18 protein-coding genes and 1 pseudogene are annotated in these 19,211 nt (G+C 54.0%); 10 read left to right on the top strand and 9 right to left on the bottom strand.

Going from position 1 to position 19,211, the window contains the following annotated elements; all coding sequences use genetic code 11:
* Positions 1-71: 71 nt before the first annotated feature.
* The gene (locus BM029_RS13210) at positions 72-1,190 is read right to left on the bottom strand and encodes an SDR family oxidoreductase (RefSeq protein ID WP_092436713.1); all 1,119 of its coding nucleotides are present in this window, start codon (positions 1,188-1,190) and stop codon (positions 72-74) included.
* Between the two features lie 547 nt (positions 1,191-1,737).
* Here BM029_RS13210 and BM029_RS13215 point away from each other — a divergent pair.
* From BM029_RS13215 to BM029_RS13225, 3 genes are all read left to right on the top strand, one after another.
* Positions 1,738-4,227, top strand: coding sequence for an acyl-CoA dehydrogenase (locus BM029_RS13215; protein ID WP_092436715.1), 2,490 nt, complete (start codon positions 1,738-1,740; stop codon positions 4,225-4,227).
* A gap of 67 nt (positions 4,228-4,294) precedes the next feature.
* Positions 4,295-4,831, top strand: a complete 537-nt coding sequence (gene speG / locus BM029_RS13220) for a spermidine N1-acetyltransferase (RefSeq protein WP_092436717.1) — start codon at positions 4,295-4,297, stop codon at positions 4,829-4,831.
* A gap of 142 nt (positions 4,832-4,973) precedes the next feature.
* Positions 4,974-5,507, top strand: a complete 534-nt coding sequence (locus tag BM029_RS13225; RefSeq protein WP_244545037.1) for a PadR family transcriptional regulator — start codon at positions 4,974-4,976, stop codon at positions 5,505-5,507.
* A 19-nt stretch (positions 5,508-5,526) separates the two neighbouring features.
* Here BM029_RS13225 and sbcB read toward each other — a convergent pair whose 3' ends face one another.
* Positions 5,527-6,969, bottom strand: coding sequence for an exodeoxyribonuclease I (gene sbcB / locus BM029_RS13230; protein ID WP_092436721.1), 1,443 nt, complete (start codon positions 6,967-6,969; stop codon positions 5,527-5,529).
* Between the two features lie 255 nt (positions 6,970-7,224).
* Here sbcB and BM029_RS26460 point away from each other — a divergent pair, with 255 nt between their 5' ends.
* The gene (locus BM029_RS26460; protein WP_092413796.1) at positions 7,225-7,461 is read left to right on the top strand and encodes a DUF3563 family protein; all 237 of its coding nucleotides are present in this window, start codon (positions 7,225-7,227) and stop codon (positions 7,459-7,461) included.
* 199 nt (positions 7,462-7,660) lie between these two features.
* Here the strand turns inward: BM029_RS26460 and BM029_RS13240 are convergent, their stop codons facing one another.
* Positions 7,661-7,963, bottom strand: a complete 303-nt coding sequence (locus tag BM029_RS13240; protein ID WP_092413597.1) for an antibiotic biosynthesis monooxygenase family protein — start codon at positions 7,961-7,963, stop codon at positions 7,661-7,663.
* Positions 7,964-8,085: 122 nt separating this feature from the next.
* Between BM029_RS13240 and BM029_RS13245 the strand changes: the two genes are divergently transcribed.
* From BM029_RS13245 to BM029_RS13260, 4 genes are all read left to right on the top strand, one after another.
* Positions 8,086-8,604 carry a DUF1269 domain-containing protein gene (locus tag BM029_RS13245; protein ID WP_092436723.1) on the top strand — a complete coding sequence of 173 codons (519 nt, stop codon included), beginning with the start codon at positions 8,086-8,088 and terminating at the stop codon, positions 8,602-8,604.
* Positions 8,605-8,772: 168 nt separating this feature from the next.
* Positions 8,773-10,071: a solute carrier family 23 protein gene (locus BM029_RS13250; RefSeq protein WP_092436724.1), complete on the top strand. Its 1,299-nt coding sequence runs from the start codon at positions 8,773-8,775 to the stop codon at positions 10,069-10,071.
* A 176-nt stretch (positions 10,072-10,247) separates the two neighbouring features.
* A complete protein-coding gene (locus tag BM029_RS13255; protein WP_092436726.1) occupies positions 10,248-10,652 on the top strand; it encodes a VOC family protein in 405 nt (134 codons plus the stop codon).
* Between the two features lie 73 nt (positions 10,653-10,725).
* Positions 10,726-11,127, top strand: coding sequence for a nuclear transport factor 2 family protein (locus BM029_RS13260; RefSeq protein WP_092436728.1), 402 nt, complete (start codon positions 10,726-10,728; stop codon positions 11,125-11,127).
* Between the two features lie 142 nt (positions 11,128-11,269).
* Here BM029_RS13260 and BM029_RS13265 read toward each other — a convergent pair whose 3' ends face one another.
* A complete protein-coding gene (locus BM029_RS13265) occupies positions 11,270-11,518 on the bottom strand; it encodes a DUF3297 family protein (protein ID WP_092436730.1) in 249 nt (82 codons plus the stop codon).
* 99 nt (positions 11,519-11,617) lie between these two features.
* On the opposite strand from BM029_RS13265, the gene BM029_RS13270 reads away from it, so the two are divergent.
* The gene (locus tag BM029_RS13270) at positions 11,618-12,295 is read left to right on the top strand and encodes a hypothetical protein (protein WP_092436732.1); all 678 of its coding nucleotides are present in this window, start codon (positions 11,618-11,620) and stop codon (positions 12,293-12,295) included.
* 239 nt (positions 12,296-12,534) lie between these two features.
* Positions 12,535-13,557: an IS110 family RNA-guided transposase gene (locus BM029_RS13275; RefSeq protein ID WP_092436734.1), complete on the top strand. Its 1,023-nt coding sequence runs from the start codon at positions 12,535-12,537 to the stop codon at positions 13,555-13,557.
* Between the two features lie 440 nt (positions 13,558-13,997).
* Here the strand turns inward: BM029_RS13275 and BM029_RS13280 are convergent.
* The 5 genes and pseudogenes from BM029_RS13280 to BM029_RS13300 form a co-directional block, all read right to left on the bottom strand.
* A pseudogene (locus BM029_RS13280) lies at positions 13,998-15,023 on the bottom strand (IS1182 family transposase); the annotation flags it as partial.
* Positions 15,024-15,150: 127 nt separating this feature from the next.
* Positions 15,151-15,771, bottom strand: a complete 621-nt coding sequence (locus BM029_RS13285; protein ID WP_092436738.1) for a TetR/AcrR family transcriptional regulator — start codon at positions 15,769-15,771, stop codon at positions 15,151-15,153.
* 171 nt (positions 15,772-15,942) lie between these two features.
* Entirely contained in the window at positions 15,943-16,452 is a 510-nt protein-coding gene (locus BM029_RS13290) for a DUF1993 domain-containing protein (protein WP_092436740.1), read from the bottom strand.
* A gap of 126 nt (positions 16,453-16,578) precedes the next feature.
* Positions 16,579-17,049 carry a DUF4429 domain-containing protein gene (locus BM029_RS13295; protein WP_092436742.1) on the bottom strand — a complete coding sequence of 157 codons (471 nt, stop codon included), beginning with the start codon at positions 17,047-17,049 and terminating at the stop codon, positions 16,579-16,581.
* A 219-nt stretch (positions 17,050-17,268) separates the two neighbouring features.
* Positions 17,269-19,044 (bottom strand): glutamine--tRNA ligase/YqeY domain fusion protein, encoded by a 1,776-nt coding sequence (locus BM029_RS13300; RefSeq protein ID WP_092436744.1) that lies wholly within the window; start codon positions 19,042-19,044, stop codon positions 17,269-17,271.
* Between the last annotated feature and the right edge of the window lie 167 nt (positions 19,045-19,211).

A 19,211-nucleotide genomic window follows, 5' to 3' on the forward strand; every position in this document is an offset into this window, starting at 1 on the left:
GAATCACAGGTTAATAGGCCATGAACCGACAACAGATAGATGCAAAACTGCTATGAGATAGTGCAAAAAATTTATTTGAAATCCCACTTCATCTGTTCGGCAATCGGAATGTGTTTTGCCGACTCGACGCAGAGTGGGAGGTAGTCGGTAAAGCGCGGTGCCGGACTAATGCCTTCGGCCAGCAGGTTTTTGTTGTCAAATACATAATTCAGGCCGGCAAACGCACCGTACAGCTTAAGCGCGCGCAGCAGCAGGCGGTCATTGCATTCAGGTACGCATTCACGCATGCGCGGCAGCAGGGTGGCGATAGCGTCCGGCGTGATTTGCTTGTAAGTAGGGCCGATCGGCTCGATGCCGCGAGCGGCAGCCAGCGCCAGGTCGATTTCGCGGAACGATACGCTGGAGCCGAGTCCGGCCGAGATATGGAATACGTTGTGTGTCAGCGTATCTTTCTGGGCCAGGTCGATGATGGCCTGGGCACACCAGTCAACCGGCACCACATCGACTTTTTCATCGAGAGAGGTGGTCAGCGCGCCCAGCAATTGCCAGACCATGAAGACCCAGAAAATACTTTGCGACGGCGCACAACCCAGCTTGGTGTGGCCGACAATAATCGACGGCCTGACATATATCACCGGCAAGTCGGGATACATGTCGCGCAATTTCTTTTCGCCCAACGCCTTGGAGCGGGTATATGCCACCAGATGTTCATCGCCGAGCGGCAGGTCGATCCGTTCTTTTACCACGGCATTGATGCCGGCGCCTTCGCCGCAAGCCATGGCGGTGCCGATGTACATGAAGCGCTTCAAGGCAGGCCGCTGATGCATCAGCTTGCCGAGCGCCACGGTGCCATCGACATTGATTGTTTCGAGCAAAGGATGATTCGAGAAAGTCGCCAGCGCAGCCGAATGGATCACTATCGATACCCGATCCAGGCGCGGATCGTTGCTAACGCTATCAAGTTCCGACAGGTCGGAGCAGAGGATTTGATCGACGCCGATTTGGGCGACGTCAGCCTCGCTCGCGCCCAGTAACTTCAAATTTTCAACAACCCTGGCGTGCGCAGCAGCAGGGGTTTCCGCCCGCGCCAACAGCAATAGATTTTTACCTAGACCGCGATGAATTGCTTCAACTGCATTGGCGCCACCTAGAAAGCCGGTCGCACCGGTCATCAAAATTAAATTATTCATGAAAGGCGTGTGCTCTTGTAACTTATCTAAAGTGAGTTGATGGTTGCCTGCTGTTTGGGCTGGCTACGGGGTAGTTTATGGCGATGAGGTTGGTTGCTGAGCTTGGCGACTTGCTTTTTTGTTATGTATTTTCATTTGCCGCACAAGATTGCAAGAGATTACAGTCATCGTAACGCGCGATTCTATAGTAGGGTTGACAAACCGATACAAAGATTTACAAAGATTTTCAAATTGTCGATGCGATATTTCTTTATTGGTTATTAAATTAACAAATCTGGTAAATGTTGCACAACATTTAAATTTGCTTCCTGTGAACTTTCGTCAGATAAAAAGTGACCAAAGGTAAATAAAGAATTATCGGACCACTTCATCAGGCAAGGCTGTCGCCTGACGTACCCGCAGGGGTAGCCCTTCGGAGAGCCCTTCGGGGAAACCGTTCCACATTCAGTCCTGTCCTATTCTGTACCGTCGCCCAGATTCAGTCTTCAGTGTAATTGCGGCCATGACCAGGATGGACGCGCGATGAACCGCCAAATTGGGAGTCAACATGTTCTATTGGATCGCAGCGCTGCTTATCGGCGCTATGGCATTAATGCAGTGGCGCGTGAGCGCCTGGTTTTGGCTGCTTGCCATACTGCTCTGGATCGGCGGCGGTTTCTGGCTGGCCGGGATAGGTTTGCTGGCAGCGATACTGTTGTTGCTGCTGTTGGTGATTCCAGCCCTGATCGTGGCCATCAAACCATTGCGACATAGCGTGCTGAGCCGTCCCATCTTGAAAGTGTTCCAGCGTATCTTGCCGCGCATGTCGCAGACCGAACGCGATGCAATCGAGGCGGGCACTACCTGGTGGGATGCCGAACTGTTTTCCGGCAAACCGGCCTGGGACAAGTTGCTGCAGCTGCCAGCGCCGAAACTGACGGAGGAAGAGCAGGCTTTCTTCGATAACGAAGTCGAGCAGTTGTGCGGCCTGGTCAGCGACTGGGACAGTACCGAGATCTGGCAGGATCTGTCGCCGCAGGCCTGGCAGTTCGTCAAGGAGAAAGGTTTCCTCGGCATGATCATTCCTAAGCAATATGGCGGCAAGGAATTTTCCGCCTACATGCATTCGCAAGTGATCATGAAGTTGTCGTCGCATTGCTCAGCCGCCGCGATTTCGGTGATGGTGCCGAACTCGCTGGGCCCGGCTGAATTGCTGCTGCAATACGGCACTGAAGTACAAAAGGATTATTTCCTGCCGCGGCTGGCTGCCGGCGAAGAAATCCCGTGCTTTGCCTTGACCAGCCCTTATGCCGGTTCAGATGCGGCGGCGATCCCGGACATTGGCGTGGTGTGCATGGGCAGCTACGATGGCCAGGAAATGCTAGGTTTCAGGATCACCTGGGATAAGCGCTACATCACATTGAGCCCGGTGGCGACGGTGCTCGGGTTGGCATTCCGGGTCTACGATCCGGATCAGTTGCTGACTACCGACGGCACGACCGACCTGGGTATCACCTGTGCGTTGATCCCGACCAATCATCCCGGTGTGGTAACCGGGCGCCGTCACTGGCCTTTGAATGCCGTGTTCCAGAACGGTCCGACTTCCGGCAAAGACGTTTTTATTCCGCTCGACTGGGTGATTGGCGGCCGCGAGCAGATTGGCAAGGGCTGGCGCATGTTGATGGAATGCCTGGCCGCCGGCCGCGCAATTTCGTTGCCGTCGTCGACCGTCGGTTTTTCCAAGCTGGCGGTACGCGGTACCAGTGCCTACGTCGCTATGCGTCATCAATTCCGGATTCCGATCGGTAAATTCGAAGGAATCCATGAAATGCTGGCGCGCATGGGTGGCAACCTGTATCTGATGGATGCGGTGCGCAGGTTGTCGGCGCTGGCGGTCGATGCAGGAGAAAAACCTTCGGTGATTTCGGCCATCTCGAAATACCACGTGACCGAGCGCGGCCGGGTCCTGGTCAATGCCGGCATGGATGTGTTGGGCGGCAAAGGCATATGCATGGGCCCGAATAATTTCCTGGCGCGCAGTTATCAGCAGATGCCGATTGCGATTACGGTTGAAGGCGCGAATATCCTGACACGCTGCCTGATCATTTTCGGCCAGGGCGCGATTCGTTGCCATCCTTATGTGCTGAAAGAAATGAGCGCCGCCGGTGAGATCGATCAAGGCAAGGCCCTGGCCGAATTCGACCAGGCATTCTTCGGACACATCAGTTTTGTGTTCGCCAATTTTTCACGGACGTTGCTGGCCGGATTGTCTAGCGGCAGTTTGCCAGCTGCGCCGCGGGCAGCTCCGCAAGAGCTGCGGCATTTTTACCGCGCGGTTAACCGCATGTCGGCAGCGTTCGCCTTGCTGAGCGATATGTCGATGTTCATATTCGGCGGCTCGCTGAAATTCCGCGAGCGCGTTTCCGGACGGCTGGGCGACATCTTGTCGCAGCTGTACCTGGTATCCAGTGTGCTCAAGCGTTACGAGGATGACGGCCGGCCGCAGGAAGATTTACCTTACGTGCACTGGGCAATACAAGATGCCTTGCATCAGGCGCAGGAAGCCTATCTGGGCGTGTTGGACAATTTCCCGAATCGCGTACTGGCGGTGCTGTTGCGTTTCGTCGCTTTTCCATTCGGCCGGCCTTACCAGTTGCCATCGGACGCGCTGGACAGTACGGTGGCCCGGATCATGCAAATCAATGGCGACAGCCGTGACCGCCTGACTGCTGGCATGCACATGTCACGCCCGGAGCAATCGCCGCATGCCTTTGGCGAGCTGGCTTTTCAATTGATCCCGCAGGTGAATGCGATTGAAGCGCGGCTCAAACCGGCGTTCCAGGCTGGCACGCTGGCGCCGATGCCGCAAAGCCTGATCGAAATGCAGCACTGGATAACCGCCGCGGCCGCCAGCGGCAACATCACCGAACAAGAGCAGCAGGTCTTGCGGGATTATGCGCGTTACGGTGATGCCAGCGTTCAGGTAGATGATTTCCCGCAGGATTTCAATCAACTGGAATCGGTGCAGAAGCGCATGCAGGCGCTGCAGCAGCGGTAGCCGGGGCGGTATCCGGGGCCTTAAACACGACAAACATAGAATTTGCAACAAGTAAGAAAGAAATCAAATGACCACCCTAGTGCAGCCGGGTCTGAAACTGCGGCCTCTGGAGCGTAATGATTTGCACTTTGTGCATCAGCTCGACAACAACAGCAACATCATGCGTTATTGGTTCGAAGAGCCGTATGAAGCATACGTCGAATTGGTGCAGCTGTACGACCAGCACGTACATGATCAAAGCGAACGGCGTTTTATCCTGGAAAGCGACAACGGTGAAATGGTGGGGCTGGTCGAACTGGTCGAGATCACCCATATTCATCGACGCGCGGAATTCCAGATTATCGTCGCACCGGGTGCGCAAGGCAGGGGTTATGCCGAGCGCGCAACCCGGTTGGCGATTGAATACGCGTTCTGCGTGCTCAATTTATACAAGCTCTACCTGTACGTTGATAAGGAAAACCAAAAGGCGATCCATATTTACCAAAAATGCGGATTTGAACTGGAGAGCGAGCTGAAAAGCGAATTTTTCATCAATGGCGTGTATCGCGATGCGGTTCGCATGTGCATGTTCCAGCCTGAATATCTGTCTAAACGACAACGTTGAGATACTTTTCTGGCGGATCCGGGCCAAAGATTATCGAAAATCAACCTTGACTTAGTAGTTTCTAAGATATATCTTAGCATCTCATTCAATGAGATAAGGAAGAGCTATGTTTGGTCATAGAAGAGGCTGCGACCACAGCCGTATGCATCAAGGTCATGAAAGGCAACATCGTGGTGGCGGTTTGTTTGAGCGGGGCGGGCGCCGTGAAGGTGGCCGTGGCGGGCGCATGTTCGAGCAAGGCAGTTTGCGGTTGGTAATTCTTAACCTGCTGCAAGAAAAGCCACGCCATGGTTACGAAGTCATCAAGGCAATCGAGGAACTGGTAGGCGGTGATTACAGCCCGAGTCCGGGCGTAATCTATCCGACTTTGACGTTGCTGGAAGAGTTGGGTTATGCCGCGATAGAGGCTGAAACCGGTGGCAAGAAGTTGTATCGCCTCACACCTGAGGGCGCTGTGTTTTTAAGCGCTAATGGTGAAGCTCTGGCTTTGGCGCTGCAACGGCTGGAAGCGGCACAACGTGCATCCGGCAGTTCCGCACCGGAGTTGAAGCGAGCGATCCAGAATTTCCGCATGGCGCTGCATACAAGGCTGGAAAAAGGCGAACTCAGCCAGGAACAGATCCGCGCCATTGTCGATGCTATCGACCTGGCGGCGGTGAAGATCGAACGGACCTGACTGGCCCGGAGCAGGCAGGTTAATCGCGTGCCGGCGCGATCATTTCCGCATAGTCATACAAGGCGCCTAGAATTTCTTCGCCACGTTCGTCTGTGGACTCCGATAAATTATCGATCTCCTCAAACAGCATATCCACCGTGCGCGCCTTGCCTTCGCCATCGAACAGGCGGGCGGCGCGGTGCTCTTCCCAGCGCTGCTGGTCTTCTGCCGTCAGGGTTTCAGGGAAGTTGCGGGCGCGGTAGCGGAATGTCAGTTCTTCGAGGCGCTGATCGTCAAAGCTGATAGATGCAGCATGGGCAGCGGCCAGCTTTTGCGGCGGCAGCGCACACAGTTCATTCAATTTGCGGCGATCGTTATTGCCGATGAAACCGCCATACAAGTCTTCGTCGACATCGTTGGCCGCTTCTTCCGGACGCTGGAAAACCTGGCGCCACAAGCCGCTGAGGTCGGGCGCACGGGCTGCAATTTCGGCATGGCGCAATGCCAGCGGAATATCTATGCCCCAGCGCGTCGCCATGTCTGCAGACAGCGTTTGCAGTTTGTTGATCACCATCGGCGATTTATTCAGATGCACCGATTTCAACGGCAAACGCGTTACGCCTTCAGGTAAAGCATCGGTTTTGCTGAACAGTCGGGTACGCACGGTATCCGCATCCATGGAAAATAGTTCGCTGGGATCAAACGTCAGATCCCAGGCCAGTATTTCATTCTTGTTGGTGGGGTGTACGCCGATTGGCCACATGACCGCGAGGCAGCCGCGTTCGGCCGGGAACATGCCGGAAATATGTAGGAACGGGCGTGGCGTCGGCAAGCCGATTTCGGCGCCGACGCGATCTTTCTTGTGTAGCGCGAGGCAGAAATCGAATAATTTCGGCTGATGTTGGCGGATCAGGCGCGCCAGGGCTATCGTCGCCCGCACGTCGGACAGCGCATCGTGCGCGGCTTCGTGGCTGAGGTCGTTGGCGGCGGTCAGGTGCTCCAGGCGAAAACTCGGCCGTCCCTCATCGTTGACAGGCCACTGTATGCCGTCGGGGCGCAGGGCGTAAGCGGTGCGCACCACATCCAGGATGTCCCAGCGGCCGCACTGGTTTTGCCATTCGCGCGCATAAGGGTCGATCAGGTTGCGCCAGAACAGGAAACGCGTGACCTCGTCGTCAAACCGGATCGTGTTGTAGCCGACGCCTATGGTGCCCGGCTCAGAAAATGCCTTCTCAATCTGTGCCGCGAACTGGTATTCGGGAACGCCACGTTCCAGGCATACCTGCGGCGTGATGCCGGTAATCAGGCAGGACTGGGGATCCGGCAGGAAATCATTTGCTGGTTGGCAATACAGCATGATCGGTTCGCCGATTTCATTCAATTCGGCATCCGTGCGGATTGCCGCAAATTGGGCCGGACGGTCACGTCGCGGCTGGATGCCAAAAGTTTCGTAGTCGTGCCAGAGGAAGGTATGCGTGGACATTGATGGCTAATGTGCTTGAGGGAGGTGCAGCAGTTTACAGGCATCTTTCCATGCCTGTATAGCAGTTTTGCAACGGTTAAGCCAAATCATAAGACGCACCAAAAATGGGCTTTTAGCCCCTTAAATTCACCAAAATGATAACTGCTATTGGCAATCGAAATTGGATAATTAATGGGAAAACGCTATTCTGATTGTGCGACGCAACAATTGGCTTGCGGTGAACGCAAAACGAAAGAGGAAATCATCATGTCTACAATGACAATCAGCAACAGTTCTAGCATTGCCCGTCCAGCTACTTCGGTACAAGCTGCCAGCGTTTTCAGCAGTGTCGCCGCTTTCTTCAAGCGCCTCGGCAATGCTTATGAGCGTTCGGAAGCAGCACGTAAAGAAGCTTACCTGGCAGAAGCAGTCGACCTGTATGACCTGGAATATCGTATGCAACGCCTGGACCGTGAAAGCGCCCAGACAGCAGCATGGATCAAGGGTTTCTAAGTTTGAGGTATAGCTTTAGGCATAGCGTCAGGTTTTGCGGCAGCAAATTGCTGGCAGTAAGTTGTAAATAGTAGTTCAGTATCATGCAGTTCATCTATATCACTGCGTAGCAGTCGGGCATCCCACCGGCATTGGCCGTCAGATCGGGTTGCCCTGCTGCTCACACAGTGCATTTCTGTACACAATTCCTGGTATTAATTCAGTTTGATTCCGCGACTAGCGTGAAATGCTCGACCACCGGCGCTACTGCGAAAAATGGCCCGACCACCGCACGCCATTCGGCAAATGCCGGCGATTCGCGAAAGTCGACTGTATGGTTTTCCAGTGTTTGCCAGGAAATCGTCAGCACATAACGTTCCGGCGATTCAATTCCCTTATGTACCTTGAAACCGGCAAAACCTTTGGCTTTGCTGATGATTTGTTCAACTCCGCGTTGAATGGCGGCATCAAATTCCTGTTGTTTACCGGGTTGGATGCGGATATCGGCTAATTCGAGAATCATGTGGGTTTCCATCGTTGTTGGTTGGCGGAATCTGGATTGTCGCATTTTTAGCGGCAATCAACCTTTGTGGATTCCCTGCTGATTGACTATGCTGAAAGCATAACCAGTCATAGGAGACCATCATGTTGGGCAGACAACGACTTTATTTCATGTTGCCGGACGTTTCCAGTGCACGCAGCACACTAGATGAATTGCTGTTGGCCCGGGTCGGGATTAGGCACATTCACTTCTGGGGCGCTGACGGGACATTGCCGGCAGATATGCCTGAAGCCAATGTGTTACACAAAACCGACCTTGCCAATGGAGCAGAAATAGGTTTGCTGGCGGGCGGTGTGCTAGGTCTGCTGTTGGGCATGTGGCTGGTGTATTTCCCTCCGGAGTGGGTGCACCTGAACTGGCTGGCGTTGGTGGGTCTGACGCTGGCCGGAGCGGTGCTGGGTAGCTGGATGTCAGGAATGGCGGCGGCGGCGCTGCCCAACTCTCGTCTGAAAGCGTTCCATGCGGGGATTGAAGAGGGTAAGATCCTGCTCCTGGTCGACGTCCCGTTCAAACGGGTGCCGGAAATAGAGCAGTTAATCGAGAAGCGTCATCCGGAAGCCGCTTTCTCTGGCGTGGAAAAACATCTTCCGGTCTTTCCATAATTTCATCGGACTAGCGATAACGAACACCGGCCATCCCGCCGGTGTTTTTTTTTGCCGGTTGCGCGGTAATTCTTTCCTGATTCTTTGCTGATCGATTGTTATTTTGTGGTTAGGTTCGTACACTAGCTTCCGGTTAAAAACAAAATCAAACATACAGGGAGGAAATGCATGGCAGCTTCTTATTTTCCCAAATGGCGTCTGCGCGCCAGCACTGCGGACGGGCAGGGACAGGTTATTGCTGCCGACGAGCGTTTGCCGTGGCCGCAAACATTCGCCATGGGAGTGCAGCACGTTGTAGCGATGTTCGGTTCGACGGTGCTGGCGCCGCTGCTGATGGGCTTCGATCCGAACCTGGCGATTTTCATGTCAGGCATCGGCACTTTGCTGTTCTTTGTCCTGGTGGGTGGCCGGGTGCCGAGTTACCTTGGATCCAGCTTTTCTTTCATCGGCCTTGTGATCGCGGTTAGCGCTTACGGCGGCCACGGGCTCAATCCCAACCTTGGCGTTGCGCTGGGCGGCATCATTGCCTGCGGCGTGGTGTATGCGCTGATCGGCTTGCTGGTAATGGCGATCGGTACGCGCTGGATCGAAACGCTGATGCCGCCGGTAGTCACCGGTGCAGTGGTGGCAGTGATCGGGCTCAATCTGGCGCCGATTGCTGTGAAGGGCGTCAGCGGCAATAATTTCGATGCCTGGATGGCGCTGGGGACGGTCTTGTGCGTCGGCGGCGTTGCCGTGTTTGCGCGCGGCATGCTGCAACGGCTGCTGATATTGGTCGGCTTGATGCTGGCATACGTGATTTATGCGGTGCTGACAAATGGCGCCGGGCTAGGTAAGCCGATTGATTTCGGCATCGTTGCGAATGCCGCCTGGTTCGGCATCCCGCATTTTTCCGCGCCGGTCTTCAAGGCCGATGCGATGGCTTTGCTGGCGCCGATTGCGATTATCCTGGTGGCGGAAAACCTGGGCCATATCAAGGCGGTGGCTGCCATGACCGGACAGAATCTGGATAAATACATGGGTCGCGCCTTCGTCGGCGATGGCCTGGCGACGATTGTGTCGGGCAGTGTCGGCGGCACCGGTGTCACCACTTATGCTGAAAATATCGGCGTGATGGCAGTGACCAAGATTTATTCCACCCTGGTATTCGTGGTAGCGGCTTGCCTGGCAATCATCTTGGGTTTTTCACCGAAATTCGGCGCCGTGATTCAAACCATTCCAGGTGCGGTGCTGGGCGGCGTCTCGATTGTGGTGTTCGGCCTGATCGCGGTCTCCGGCGCGCGCATCTGGGTCGAAAACAAAGTGGATTTTTCGAATAACCGTAATTTGATCGTTGCCGCAGTGACCTTGGTGCTGGGGGCCGGCGACTTTACCTTGAAGCTTGGCCAGTTCTCCCTGGGCGGCATCGGCACTGCGACTTTTGGCGCGATTATCCTGCATGCGTTGTTGCGGCAAAAGAAAACCTGAGTTCGATTTTTTTACGGTATCTGCGACGAACAGCCCGAACTAACCGGGGTCAGAGTGAACTTTCGCAGGCTTTATCGCGAAACTTCACTCTGACCCCGCTTAGTGGACCACGGAGCAAAAGTAGTAAAACGGAAAGAAACAGACAGGCTTCTTAGCGCTTGACAGGGGCAGCAGCAATGGAACTTCTCGTGAACATTGATGTTGACAGCCTTGAGGAGGCAATTCGCTTCTACGACGCGTCGTTTGGATTAACGGTCGGTCGACGCTTCGGCGTCAGCGGCGTAGAAATGTTGGGGAGCTCCGCACCGATCTATCTCTTGGTCAAAGCGGAAGGAACGCAAGCATCGAGGGCCACCGCTCAGCGCCGTACCTACGACCGCCACTGGACGCCAGTCCATCTCGATTTTGTCGTTGAAGACATCGAATCTGCAGTTCAGAAGGCCGTCTCAGTCGGAGCGCGGCTTGAGGAACCCGTCGCCACGCACAAGTGGGGGCGGCTCGCGCTCATGGCGGATCCCTTCGGCAACGGTTTTTGCTTCGTTCAATTTCTCGACCGCGGTTATGATGAGATTGCGGAGTGACGGTGGAGCGGCAACTGGTGTCGCCCACAACCTTTAACCACAAATCGCTGCACAAGATACGGGAGAAGTAGTAATGGCATATTCCACCATTGAACGCTGGCACGAGATTATCAAGTCGCGCGACATCGCTTCCTTGAAAGCATTGCTCGCCGACGATGTGATCTTCGAATCACCGGTTGTTCACACGCCTCAAAGTGGCAACGCGATCACGATCAAATACCTTGCCGCCGCCTTGCATGTCTTAAATAACGGCACGTTCCAATACTTGAATGAATGGCTCGGCCCTCATTCCGCAGTGTTGGAATTTCAAACAACTTGCGACGGCATACTGATCAACGGTGTGGACATGATCACGTGGAACGACGAGGGGCGGATTACACACTTCAAGGTGATGCTCCGCCCGCTAAAGGCTCTCAACAAAATTCACGAATTGATGGGCCAGATGCTCCAGCGTGACGCGGCACAACAAGGATAAAGCTGGGATCTCGCTACAATTGGCGTGGCGAATGTCTGCCACAGGCCAAAAGCGGACGTGCAATCGCTATCGAAAAAAATGTTAGCGCACACGCCCTTGCAGACAATCAAAGAAGTTAAGAAATGCTAATCAAAGAACGCACCTACCGATAGAAAGGTTCGACAGTGCCTTTTACTTTAGTCATTAAGGGGTTGCCCTTCCGATCTAGCGCCTTCCCGGCCGGGACTTTAATCCATCCCTCGCTGATGCAATATTCCTCAACATCGAAGTGCTCTTTATTGTTAAGTTTAATACCAACATCATGTTCAAATATGGCAGCGTTATAGTAAGGGCTGCGAGGATCGACTGAGAGCCGATCGGGAAGTGGAGGGCGGTTTTGGATATCGTTCATGGCTACAATTATCAACTATAAGATTAACCAAAACAATTTTTTTTGCGTGGTTTTCCTAAATCACTTGGTTGACCGCACTCAGCCAAAAGCTGCCAGCTCATGCTGGCCCGCCAAAGCATGCTGTTCCCGCAAGGTAGCTGTGTTATAAATTCAACTTATTTCGGCCGTGTGTTTGCGTGGTTTGTTTTTGTTAAGCCTGTCGAGTGTTTTGCGATTTATAACAAGTTAGGCGTCATGAAACATCTTGCACTGGCTGTCTTCCTCGCACTCCCGCACCTAGCGTTTGCCGGTTCGTCCCCATTCGCGCGGGCGGAACTGCTCAGCAACGGAGCCACGTTGAGTTTGCAACACCATGACGGCAGCAAGCTTGTTGCGCCAAAGTTCGATGATCAGGACTTCTTCGACAAGCCGGCCATCGCAAGCAATTCCTCCTATGTCGGCTGGCTCGCTCTGTTTCCAGATCGCGGGGCTTCATACTCCCAGCCGTTGTATCTCGTAATTCTGGATCGGTCCAATCGTGTCCATCGCTTTGAAGGCAAGTTCGGCATGGTTTTCGGATGGTGCTTTACAGAAGACGGGCGTTCTGTCGTGTACAAGTACAGTTTCCCGCACGGCACGACTCCGATCGCCTTTGACATGCGCCGCATAGAGGATGAAAAGCTTCTGCGCCGGTTTGAACTCGACCCGATCGCCCCTGAAGACGATGAGGACGCAGTTCTTCAAGCAAAAACTCCAAGATGGGCGAGGTGCGCGGCAAAAAGCGCACGCCGGCAATGATGTTCCGAACATCTTCACAAGGCGCTTGACCCATGCCTGCGCTGGTTCTTTCGACGGGATTGATCTTCTCAGTGCCGGTATCTTCATAACCATCGAAGTTGCGCGTCGAGGAGTTGGGTGAGCCGGTGTCAATGGCGGCTTCGGGTCGAGGCTAATGGAATGGTCGCCCCTTCCCGAAACGGCATTGACGTGCCACAGTGGAAATTGCGATGTTCCATTAACCGAGAGAGGCGACCAAAATGAAGATTACAACAATCGGACTTGATTTGGCAAAATCCGTTATTCAGGTTCATGGCGTGAATGAACATGGAAAGGTCGGATTAAAAAAGACACTAAAACGTGATCAAGTATTGCCATACTTTGCGAATATGGCACCGTGTTTAATTGGAATGGAGGCTTGTGGCAGTGCGCATTATTGGGCTAGGAAATTACAAACGCTAGGCCACACCGTCAAGTTGATGGCACCACAGTTTGTCAAACCGTACGTCAAGACGAACAAGAACGACGCGGCCGATGCCGAAGCAATCTGCGAAGCAGTAACACGACCGACCATGCGATTTGTTGCGCTCAAGAACGGCGAGCAACAGGCCATACTGTCCTTGCACCGAGCGCGGCAAGGGTTCGTCAAGGCGCGCACTGCGCAGGCCAATCAGATTCGCGGCCTTCTGTCGGAATACGGCATCGTCATGGCGCAAGGGATGAGCCACATTGCGAAACGCTTGCCTGACATTCTCGAAAATAGCGAGAGTGATCTGCCTGGCATCTTCCGTCAATTGCTGCAGCGACTTGGCGAGCATTTGAAGGAGCTCGATCGTCAGGTGGGTGAACTGGAAGTACAAATCCGAACTTGGCATCAGCAGAACGAAATGAGCAAGAAATTGGAAAAAATTCCCGGTATTGGTCCAATTACGGCAAGCGCACTAGTGGCCTCCATTGGCGATGCGAAAAGTTTTAAAAACGGCCGACAGTTAGCCGCCTGGCTGGGACTGGTACCCAGGCAACACTCCAGCGGCGGCAAACCAACGCTGCTAGGGATCAGCAAGCGTGGTGATTCCTATCTGAGAACGTTGCTGATTCTTGGTGCCCAATCCGCCCTCCGCGTGGCCGCACGCAAACTCGATCATGCATGCAGCTGGCTAGCCAAGTTAATGGCACGACGTCATCAGAACGTGGCTGCGGTAGCACTTGCGAACAAGAATGCTCGTATTGTTTGGGCGCTGCTGGCGCACAACCGTGAGTACCGGACAGATTTGGCGGTATAGCTACAGCGTAGTTAACTTGGAAGGAATACTCCACCGATTGCTCAGGCGATGATGAAGTGATGGCAAGACAGGTCAGACCGTGGCAGGCAAAATCTAGTTTACACAGGGAGCGCGAAGCTCGAGAGGCTGATTAGAAACCTGCCAGCATATTCCATCAGGGACAGAGGCTGTAGCCTCAATCGAAAGTCCGGATCTATGGCTGCAATCTACACCTGCTTAACATCATTGATTTAATGCTTGGCAAAATGGGGGCGACCATCTATGTGTAAAAACGTAAAATCATGTCTCAGGTGAGCGCACCCGTCTTCGACCCAATTTAGAAACGGACCGGCACGTCAGACATTCGCACGGAGCACGGCGATAATAAAAAGATGTTCAACGACTGCGACAGGCCAGCTCAATTAGCAGAAGCAGTATCTCGTAGAGATGCAAAAAGGCCCTCAGGCCCTCATTGCTGCGATCAATCGATGAGTGCCTAGTATTCGCATGATCCGCTTCAGATTGTAAGCCAGTACGTGCAAGCTCATTTCGGTGCTCACCCGTGGTAGTGACTTGGTCAGGAAATGAGTTGCCCCCATCCACGCCTTGAGCGTGCCAAACGGATGCTCGACGGTCTGCCGACGTAAGCGGGCAGGATTGGGCCAGGCATTGAAGCGCCGCTGCATTCGCTCGAGTACATCTTCGTGTTCCCAACGGGCGATACGCCGGTTGGTGCCGGTAGTACATTGCGCCTTGATTGGGCATGCCGGGCAGGCAGACGACCAATATTTATGCCACCGCAACCCGTGTTCGATTGTTGTGAAACGCCTGATAGCTCGTTGTCCGGCCGGACACTGGTACTCGTCGCTTTGCGCCAGATAAATGAAATCCGTTTTATCGAAGAGGCCTTGTGCCCGGTTGCCCGAAGTCAGAGGTTTCGGTACCAGCGGCGTCACGCCAAGCTTCTCGCATGCGAGAATTTCCGCTCCGCTGAAATAGCCGCGGTCCGCGACCACAGTCAAATCTTGCTTTCCGATTGCGTTTTGCGCTTGTGCCGCCATCGACGCCAGCTGCGTTCTGTCATGCCCGACATTGGTTACCTCATGCGACACGATCAGATGGTTTCTGGTATCGACCGCAGTCTGGACGTTGTAGCCCACCATGCCTGTGCCACGGCCACTCGTGGCCATGGATCTGGCATCCGGATCTGTCAGAGATATTTGCTTATCTGGCGTCTGCTGCAACTGCTTGTTGATCTCGTTGAATCCTTCGATCTGCTTCTTGATGGAGGCAATTTTTTCCTTCAGATGCGAGACGCGGGCCTCAGGCACTAACTCCGGCTGGCGGTCGGCACGATCAAGCTCCTCGAGGTAGCGTGCAATGTTGGCTTCGAGTTGCTCGATTCGTGCCTGAAGCTTCCTGTCGGTAAAGTTCTTATCGCGATTGTTGACCGCCTTGAACTTGCTGCCATCGATGGCGATATAGGCCACCGTCACCTGGTGACCGGCAGCCTGCAAGCCTTCCGCCAGGGCCAGAAATGGCAGGATGTCGCCGACGCTTCCCCAAGTCTGGATGCCAATTTTCATTGCGTATCTTCCTTGTCTGGTTTGAACATCATTTTGTCAAAAGAGGGTAGTGGGAATGCAATAGCGTACCGACCATTGCCACTCGCGCATCCACCTTGAATTCGCTATCTCGAAGACCGACCGTCAAACCCAGCAAGTAAAACGACCAGAACCCAATGGCGACTTCCATGGCGTCGTCGATCGGTGCTATTTCTTTTCTTTGTGCTGCGTCGATGAACAGGAGGCCGATCTTCTCCAGAAATGCCATCGTTTGTGTATGCACAATCTCACCGGCCGGCCCTGCAAGAAATAGCGATTCTTTCACCAGCACTCTGGAAAGCGCCTGGTTTTTGGCGTAATAACCGTAAATATCCGAAAGGACATGTTTTAGCTGCTGGTGGATATTTTTCTTGGGTAATGTCTTGAACGCGCGGGCAAGTATTGCCCCGATATCTTCCTCAAAGGCTGCTACCAAAATTGCAGGCTTGTCGGGGAAGTGTTTGAACAGGGTGCCGAGACCAACCCCGCAATGGCTGGCCAGCTGGCGCATCGTGGTCAGGTCGTACCCATGCTGTTGAAAGAGGACGTAGGCGGATTCAAGGATCAAGCGCCGGGTTTCTTCTTTCTGAAGATCTCTACGGGTTGCTTTCTGATTTTCCCTAAGCATCATTAGGCGCTTCCTTTTTTATCTCACGAATTTGATTTATCGGTGAACATGAACCTTTAGTGAACATGTTCACCTTAAATCGAAAAAAAATGGCGCGTCAATAGTCGCGCCAGAATGTCCCTTGAGGCAAAGCCTCAAGGTTCTGAATTACGCAATTACTTAGTGGGCTTAATCTTAATACGCACCCATGAAATCACGCTTGCCGATTTCCACGCCGTTGTGGCGCAGGATGTCATAAGCGGTGGTCACGTGGAAGAAGAATTGTGGCAGGCCATAGCCCAGCAGGTAAGTCTGGCCGCTCAGTTTCTTTTCTTTCGGTGTGTCAGGACGTAATACGATTTCGAGCGTTTCGCTGCCGTCGATTTGCGCTGCGCTCAAGCCGTCGATAAATGCCAGTGTCTTCTTGATACGGGCCTGCAGGTCGGCGAAAGTTTGTTCGTTGTCTTCGTACGCAGGAACTTCGGCGCCGGCCAGGCGGGCTGGCACGCTTTTGGCAAAATCTGCGGCGATCTGTACCTGGCGGATCAGCGGGAACATGTCCGGGAACAGGCGTGCTTGCAGGAACGCGTTAGGGTCGATTTTCTTTTCGGTCGCGTGTGCTTCGGCCTTTGCCAATACGTCGTTGAGCGCCGTCAGCATCTGTTTGAAAACGGGAATCGAAGCGCTGTGCATGGAGATGGTCATGAGTGTTCCTTGGTTGGTGTTGCAGAGTGTTCGGGAAAGATGGTGTGACTAAGTGGGGGTGACGAACTTGCGTGATTATAGTGCTTGCTTGAAGAGTTTGCTGCCGGCGTCTAAATACAGTAAACGTTAAAGTCCCAGCAGTTTTTTCTTGGTGCTGATCCATTCCGAGCGCGAGATAAGTCCTTGCTTATATTGTTCCGCCAGTTTGTCCAGCTGTTCAAAATCTACGGGCGCACGCGTGAGTACCTGGGAGGCTGCGATCTTTTTCTCGATCTCGCTTTTCAGATGCGCGAATTGAGTGAATTGCCTGCGGTTGAACAGCACCGTATTTTCATCGTTGGCCGCGCGAATAAGCGTGGTGTCGTTTTGCGTACCGCTGACTAAATAAAAGCGGATATAACCATTGGTCAAAAGTCCGGGCAGCTCGATGCGAACCCCGCTCAGGGCGGAAATCGGAATGTCTTTATCGCGGTTCCTGGATTGGGTCAGTCGCGCCATGGCGCCGGCGCGTTTTATCTGGACTCGGTCGCTGAGCAGCGTTACCTGGCCATTGACGCCCCGTAACTGTATTTCCACCTGTATGACCGCTGGCTCCACGCTTACTTTCCTTCTTTCTTTCTTACCTTCTTTTTTGCCTTCTATTTCAATCTTCTCAGCGCCGATTTTCTCAGTACCGATTTCCTCAGTGCCCCCGGCTGCCCATGGTCAGATAATGTAACACCGGCTTGCCAAGTAATAAAGACGCCGCACCGAATTTACGGTGCGGCGTCTTTTGCATGCCGAAAACAGGCGCGAGCAGTAGTTCAAACCGGCTAGTTACTTGCCCCAGCTGTCTTTCAAGGTGACAGTCCGGTTGAATACCGGCTTGCCAGGCTTGGAATCGATACGGTCGGCGACGAAGTAGCCATGCCGTTCGAACTGATAGCGCTCTTCTGCCTTAGCGTCCTTCAAGCCAGGCTCCAGGTAGGCCTTGATCACTTGCTTGGCGTTCGGATTCAAGGCGGCCTTGAAATCCTTGCCGCCGGCATCCGGATGCGGATCCGTGAACAGGCGGTCGTACAGCCGCACTTCTGCTTCTACCGCATGGGCAACGCTGATCCAGTGAATGTTGCCTTTGACCTTGTAATTGGCGCTGCCTTCGGTGCCACTTTTGCTGTCCGGAAAGTATGTGCAATGCACGGCGATAACCTTGCCATCCGCATCTTTTTCAAAGCCGGTGCATTCGACTACATAACCATGGCGCAGACGGACCCGGCTGCCTGGTTTGTCGGCGGTGGGCGGGAACAGGCGGAAATATCCCTTGACCGGGGTTTCCATGAAATCTTCCTGTTCGATCCACAATGTGTTGCTGATTGGAAAGTGACGCAGTGCAGTGGCGTGCTCGGGATGTGCAGGCGGATAGACCGGTGCGTGACATGCCACGGTCTCGCCTTCCGGGAAATTATCGATGATCAGTTTCAGCGGCTGCAGTACGGCACTGGCGCGCGGCGCCTTGGGATCGAGATCTTCGCGCAGGGCGCCTTCCAGCGAACTCATGTCGATCCAGCCGTCGGACTTGGTGACGCCGGTGCGATTGCAAAACAATTGCAGCGATTCCGGCGTAAAGCCACGGCGGCGGATACCGACCAGGGTCGGCATACGCGGATCGTCCCAGCCGTCGACGATGCCTTCATCCACCAGTTGGCGCAGCTTGCGCTTGCTGGTGATTACGTAGGTGACGTTGAGCCGCGAGAATTCGTACTGGTGCGGCACCGGTTTTTGCAGGAAGCCGGCGCTGCTTAATTGCTCCAGCAGCCAGTCGTAGAAAGGGCGGTGATCCTGGAATTCCAGGGTGCAGATCGAGTGCGAAATATTTTCCAGCGCATCCGAAATCGGGTGCGTGAAGTCGTACATCGGATAGATGCACCATTTGTCGCCGGTACGGTGATGATGGGCATGACGGATCCGGTAGATCGCCGGGTCGCGCAGGTTCATGTTGGGCGACGCCATATCGATCTTGGCGCGCACGATGTGTTCGCCATCCTTGAATTCGCCAGCCTTCATGCGGCGGAACAGGTCCAGCGATTCGTCCGCCGAGCGGTTGCGGAATGGCGAATCCTTACCCACTTCGCCGAAATTACCGCGATTGGCGGCCATTTGTTCGGCGCTTTGGCTATCGACATAGGCCAGGCCGGCAGTGATCAGGTGTTCCGCCATGGTGTACAACTGGTCGAAGTAGTCGCTGGCGAAGTAAAGATGTTCGCCGGTACTGTCTTTCCAGTCGAAACCCAGCCACCGAACGCTGTCGATGATGGTGTCGACATATTCCTGTTCTTCTTTTTCAGGATTGGTGTCGTCGAAACGCAAATTGCAGCGGCCGGCATAATCGCGCGCCAGGCCGAAGTTGACGCAGATCGACTTGGCATGGCCGATATGCAGGTAGCCGTTGGGTTCCGGCGGAAAGCGGGTGATCACCTGCGGTAACGGCTGTCCCTGGCTGTCCTTGCGCTCGGCGTAGGCGCCGGCGGTCAGATCGGTTTCAATGATGCCGCGCAAGAAATTGGACGAGGCTGGTGCAGGCGGGGTGTGGCCGTTAGTGTGATCGGTGCTCATGGAGAATTGGTTTATACGCTTTGCTGAATGGTAGGAATGTGCTTCATTCTACCGTAGCGAGAGCATTTTCACCCGCAGCGGGGCAGATTTTGTTGCACCGCAAATACGGGACTGTGCAAATAGAATATTTATCAAAAAGATATTTTTATGGTTGAAAAGTCCTGGCC

The sequence above is a fragment of the Collimonas sp. OK607 genome (assembly GCF_900111995.1).
Taxonomy (GTDB): Bacteria; Pseudomonadota; Gammaproteobacteria; order Burkholderiales; family Burkholderiaceae_D; genus Collimonas.

What these genes read in the sequence shown, in the direction of transcription:
- BM029_RS13260 (WP_092436728.1), top strand. Translation starts at nt 10,726, where the DNA reads ATGGCATATTCCACCATTGAACGCTGGCACGAGATTATCAAGTCGCGC.
- BM029_RS13285 (WP_092436738.1), bottom strand. Translation starts at nt 15,771, where the DNA reads ATGATGCTTAGGGAAAATCAGAAAGCAACCCGTAGAGATCTTCAGAAA.
- BM029_RS26460 (WP_092413796.1), top strand. Translation starts at nt 7,225, where the DNA reads ATGACAATCAGCAACAGTTCTAGCATTGCCCGTCCAGCTACTTCGGTA.
- BM029_RS13240 (WP_092413597.1), bottom strand. Translation starts at nt 7,963, where the DNA reads ATGATTCTCGAATTAGCCGATATCCGCATCCAACCCGGTAAACAACAG.
- BM029_RS13300 (WP_092436744.1), bottom strand. Translation starts at nt 19,044, where the DNA reads ATGAGCACCGATCACACTAACGGCCACACCCCGCCTGCACCAGCCTCG.
- BM029_RS13210 (WP_092436713.1), bottom strand. Translation starts at nt 1,190, where the DNA reads ATGAATAATTTAATTTTGATGACCGGTGCGACCGGCTTTCTAGGTGGC.
- BM029_RS13290 (WP_092436740.1), bottom strand. Translation starts at nt 16,452, where the DNA reads ATGACCATCTCCATGCACAGCGCTTCGATTCCCGTTTTCAAACAGATG.
- BM029_RS13250 (WP_092436724.1), top strand. Translation starts at nt 8,773, where the DNA reads ATGGCAGCTTCTTATTTTCCCAAATGGCGTCTGCGCGCCAGCACTGCG.
- BM029_RS13275 (WP_092436734.1), top strand. Translation starts at nt 12,535, where the DNA reads ATGAAGATTACAACAATCGGACTTGATTTGGCAAAATCCGTTATTCAG.
- BM029_RS13255 (WP_092436726.1), top strand. Translation starts at nt 10,248, where the DNA reads ATGGAACTTCTCGTGAACATTGATGTTGACAGCCTTGAGGAGGCAATT.
- BM029_RS13270 (WP_092436732.1), top strand. Translation starts at nt 11,618, where the DNA reads ATGCTGGCCCGCCAAAGCATGCTGTTCCCGCAAGGTAGCTGTGTTATA.
- BM029_RS13215 (WP_092436715.1), top strand. Translation starts at nt 1,738, where the DNA reads ATGTTCTATTGGATCGCAGCGCTGCTTATCGGCGCTATGGCATTAATG.
- BM029_RS13245 (WP_092436723.1), top strand. Translation starts at nt 8,086, where the DNA reads ATGTTGGGCAGACAACGACTTTATTTCATGTTGCCGGACGTTTCCAGT.
- BM029_RS13225 (WP_244545037.1), top strand. Translation starts at nt 4,974, where the DNA reads ATGCATCAAGGTCATGAAAGGCAACATCGTGGTGGCGGTTTGTTTGAG.
- speG (WP_092436717.1), top strand. Translation starts at nt 4,295, where the DNA reads ATGACCACCCTAGTGCAGCCGGGTCTGAAACTGCGGCCTCTGGAGCGT.
- sbcB (WP_092436721.1), bottom strand. Translation starts at nt 6,969, where the DNA reads ATGTCCACGCATACCTTCCTCTGGCACGACTACGAAACTTTTGGCATC.
- BM029_RS13265 (WP_092436730.1), bottom strand. Translation starts at nt 11,518, where the DNA reads ATGAACGATATCCAAAACCGCCCTCCACTTCCCGATCGGCTCTCAGTC.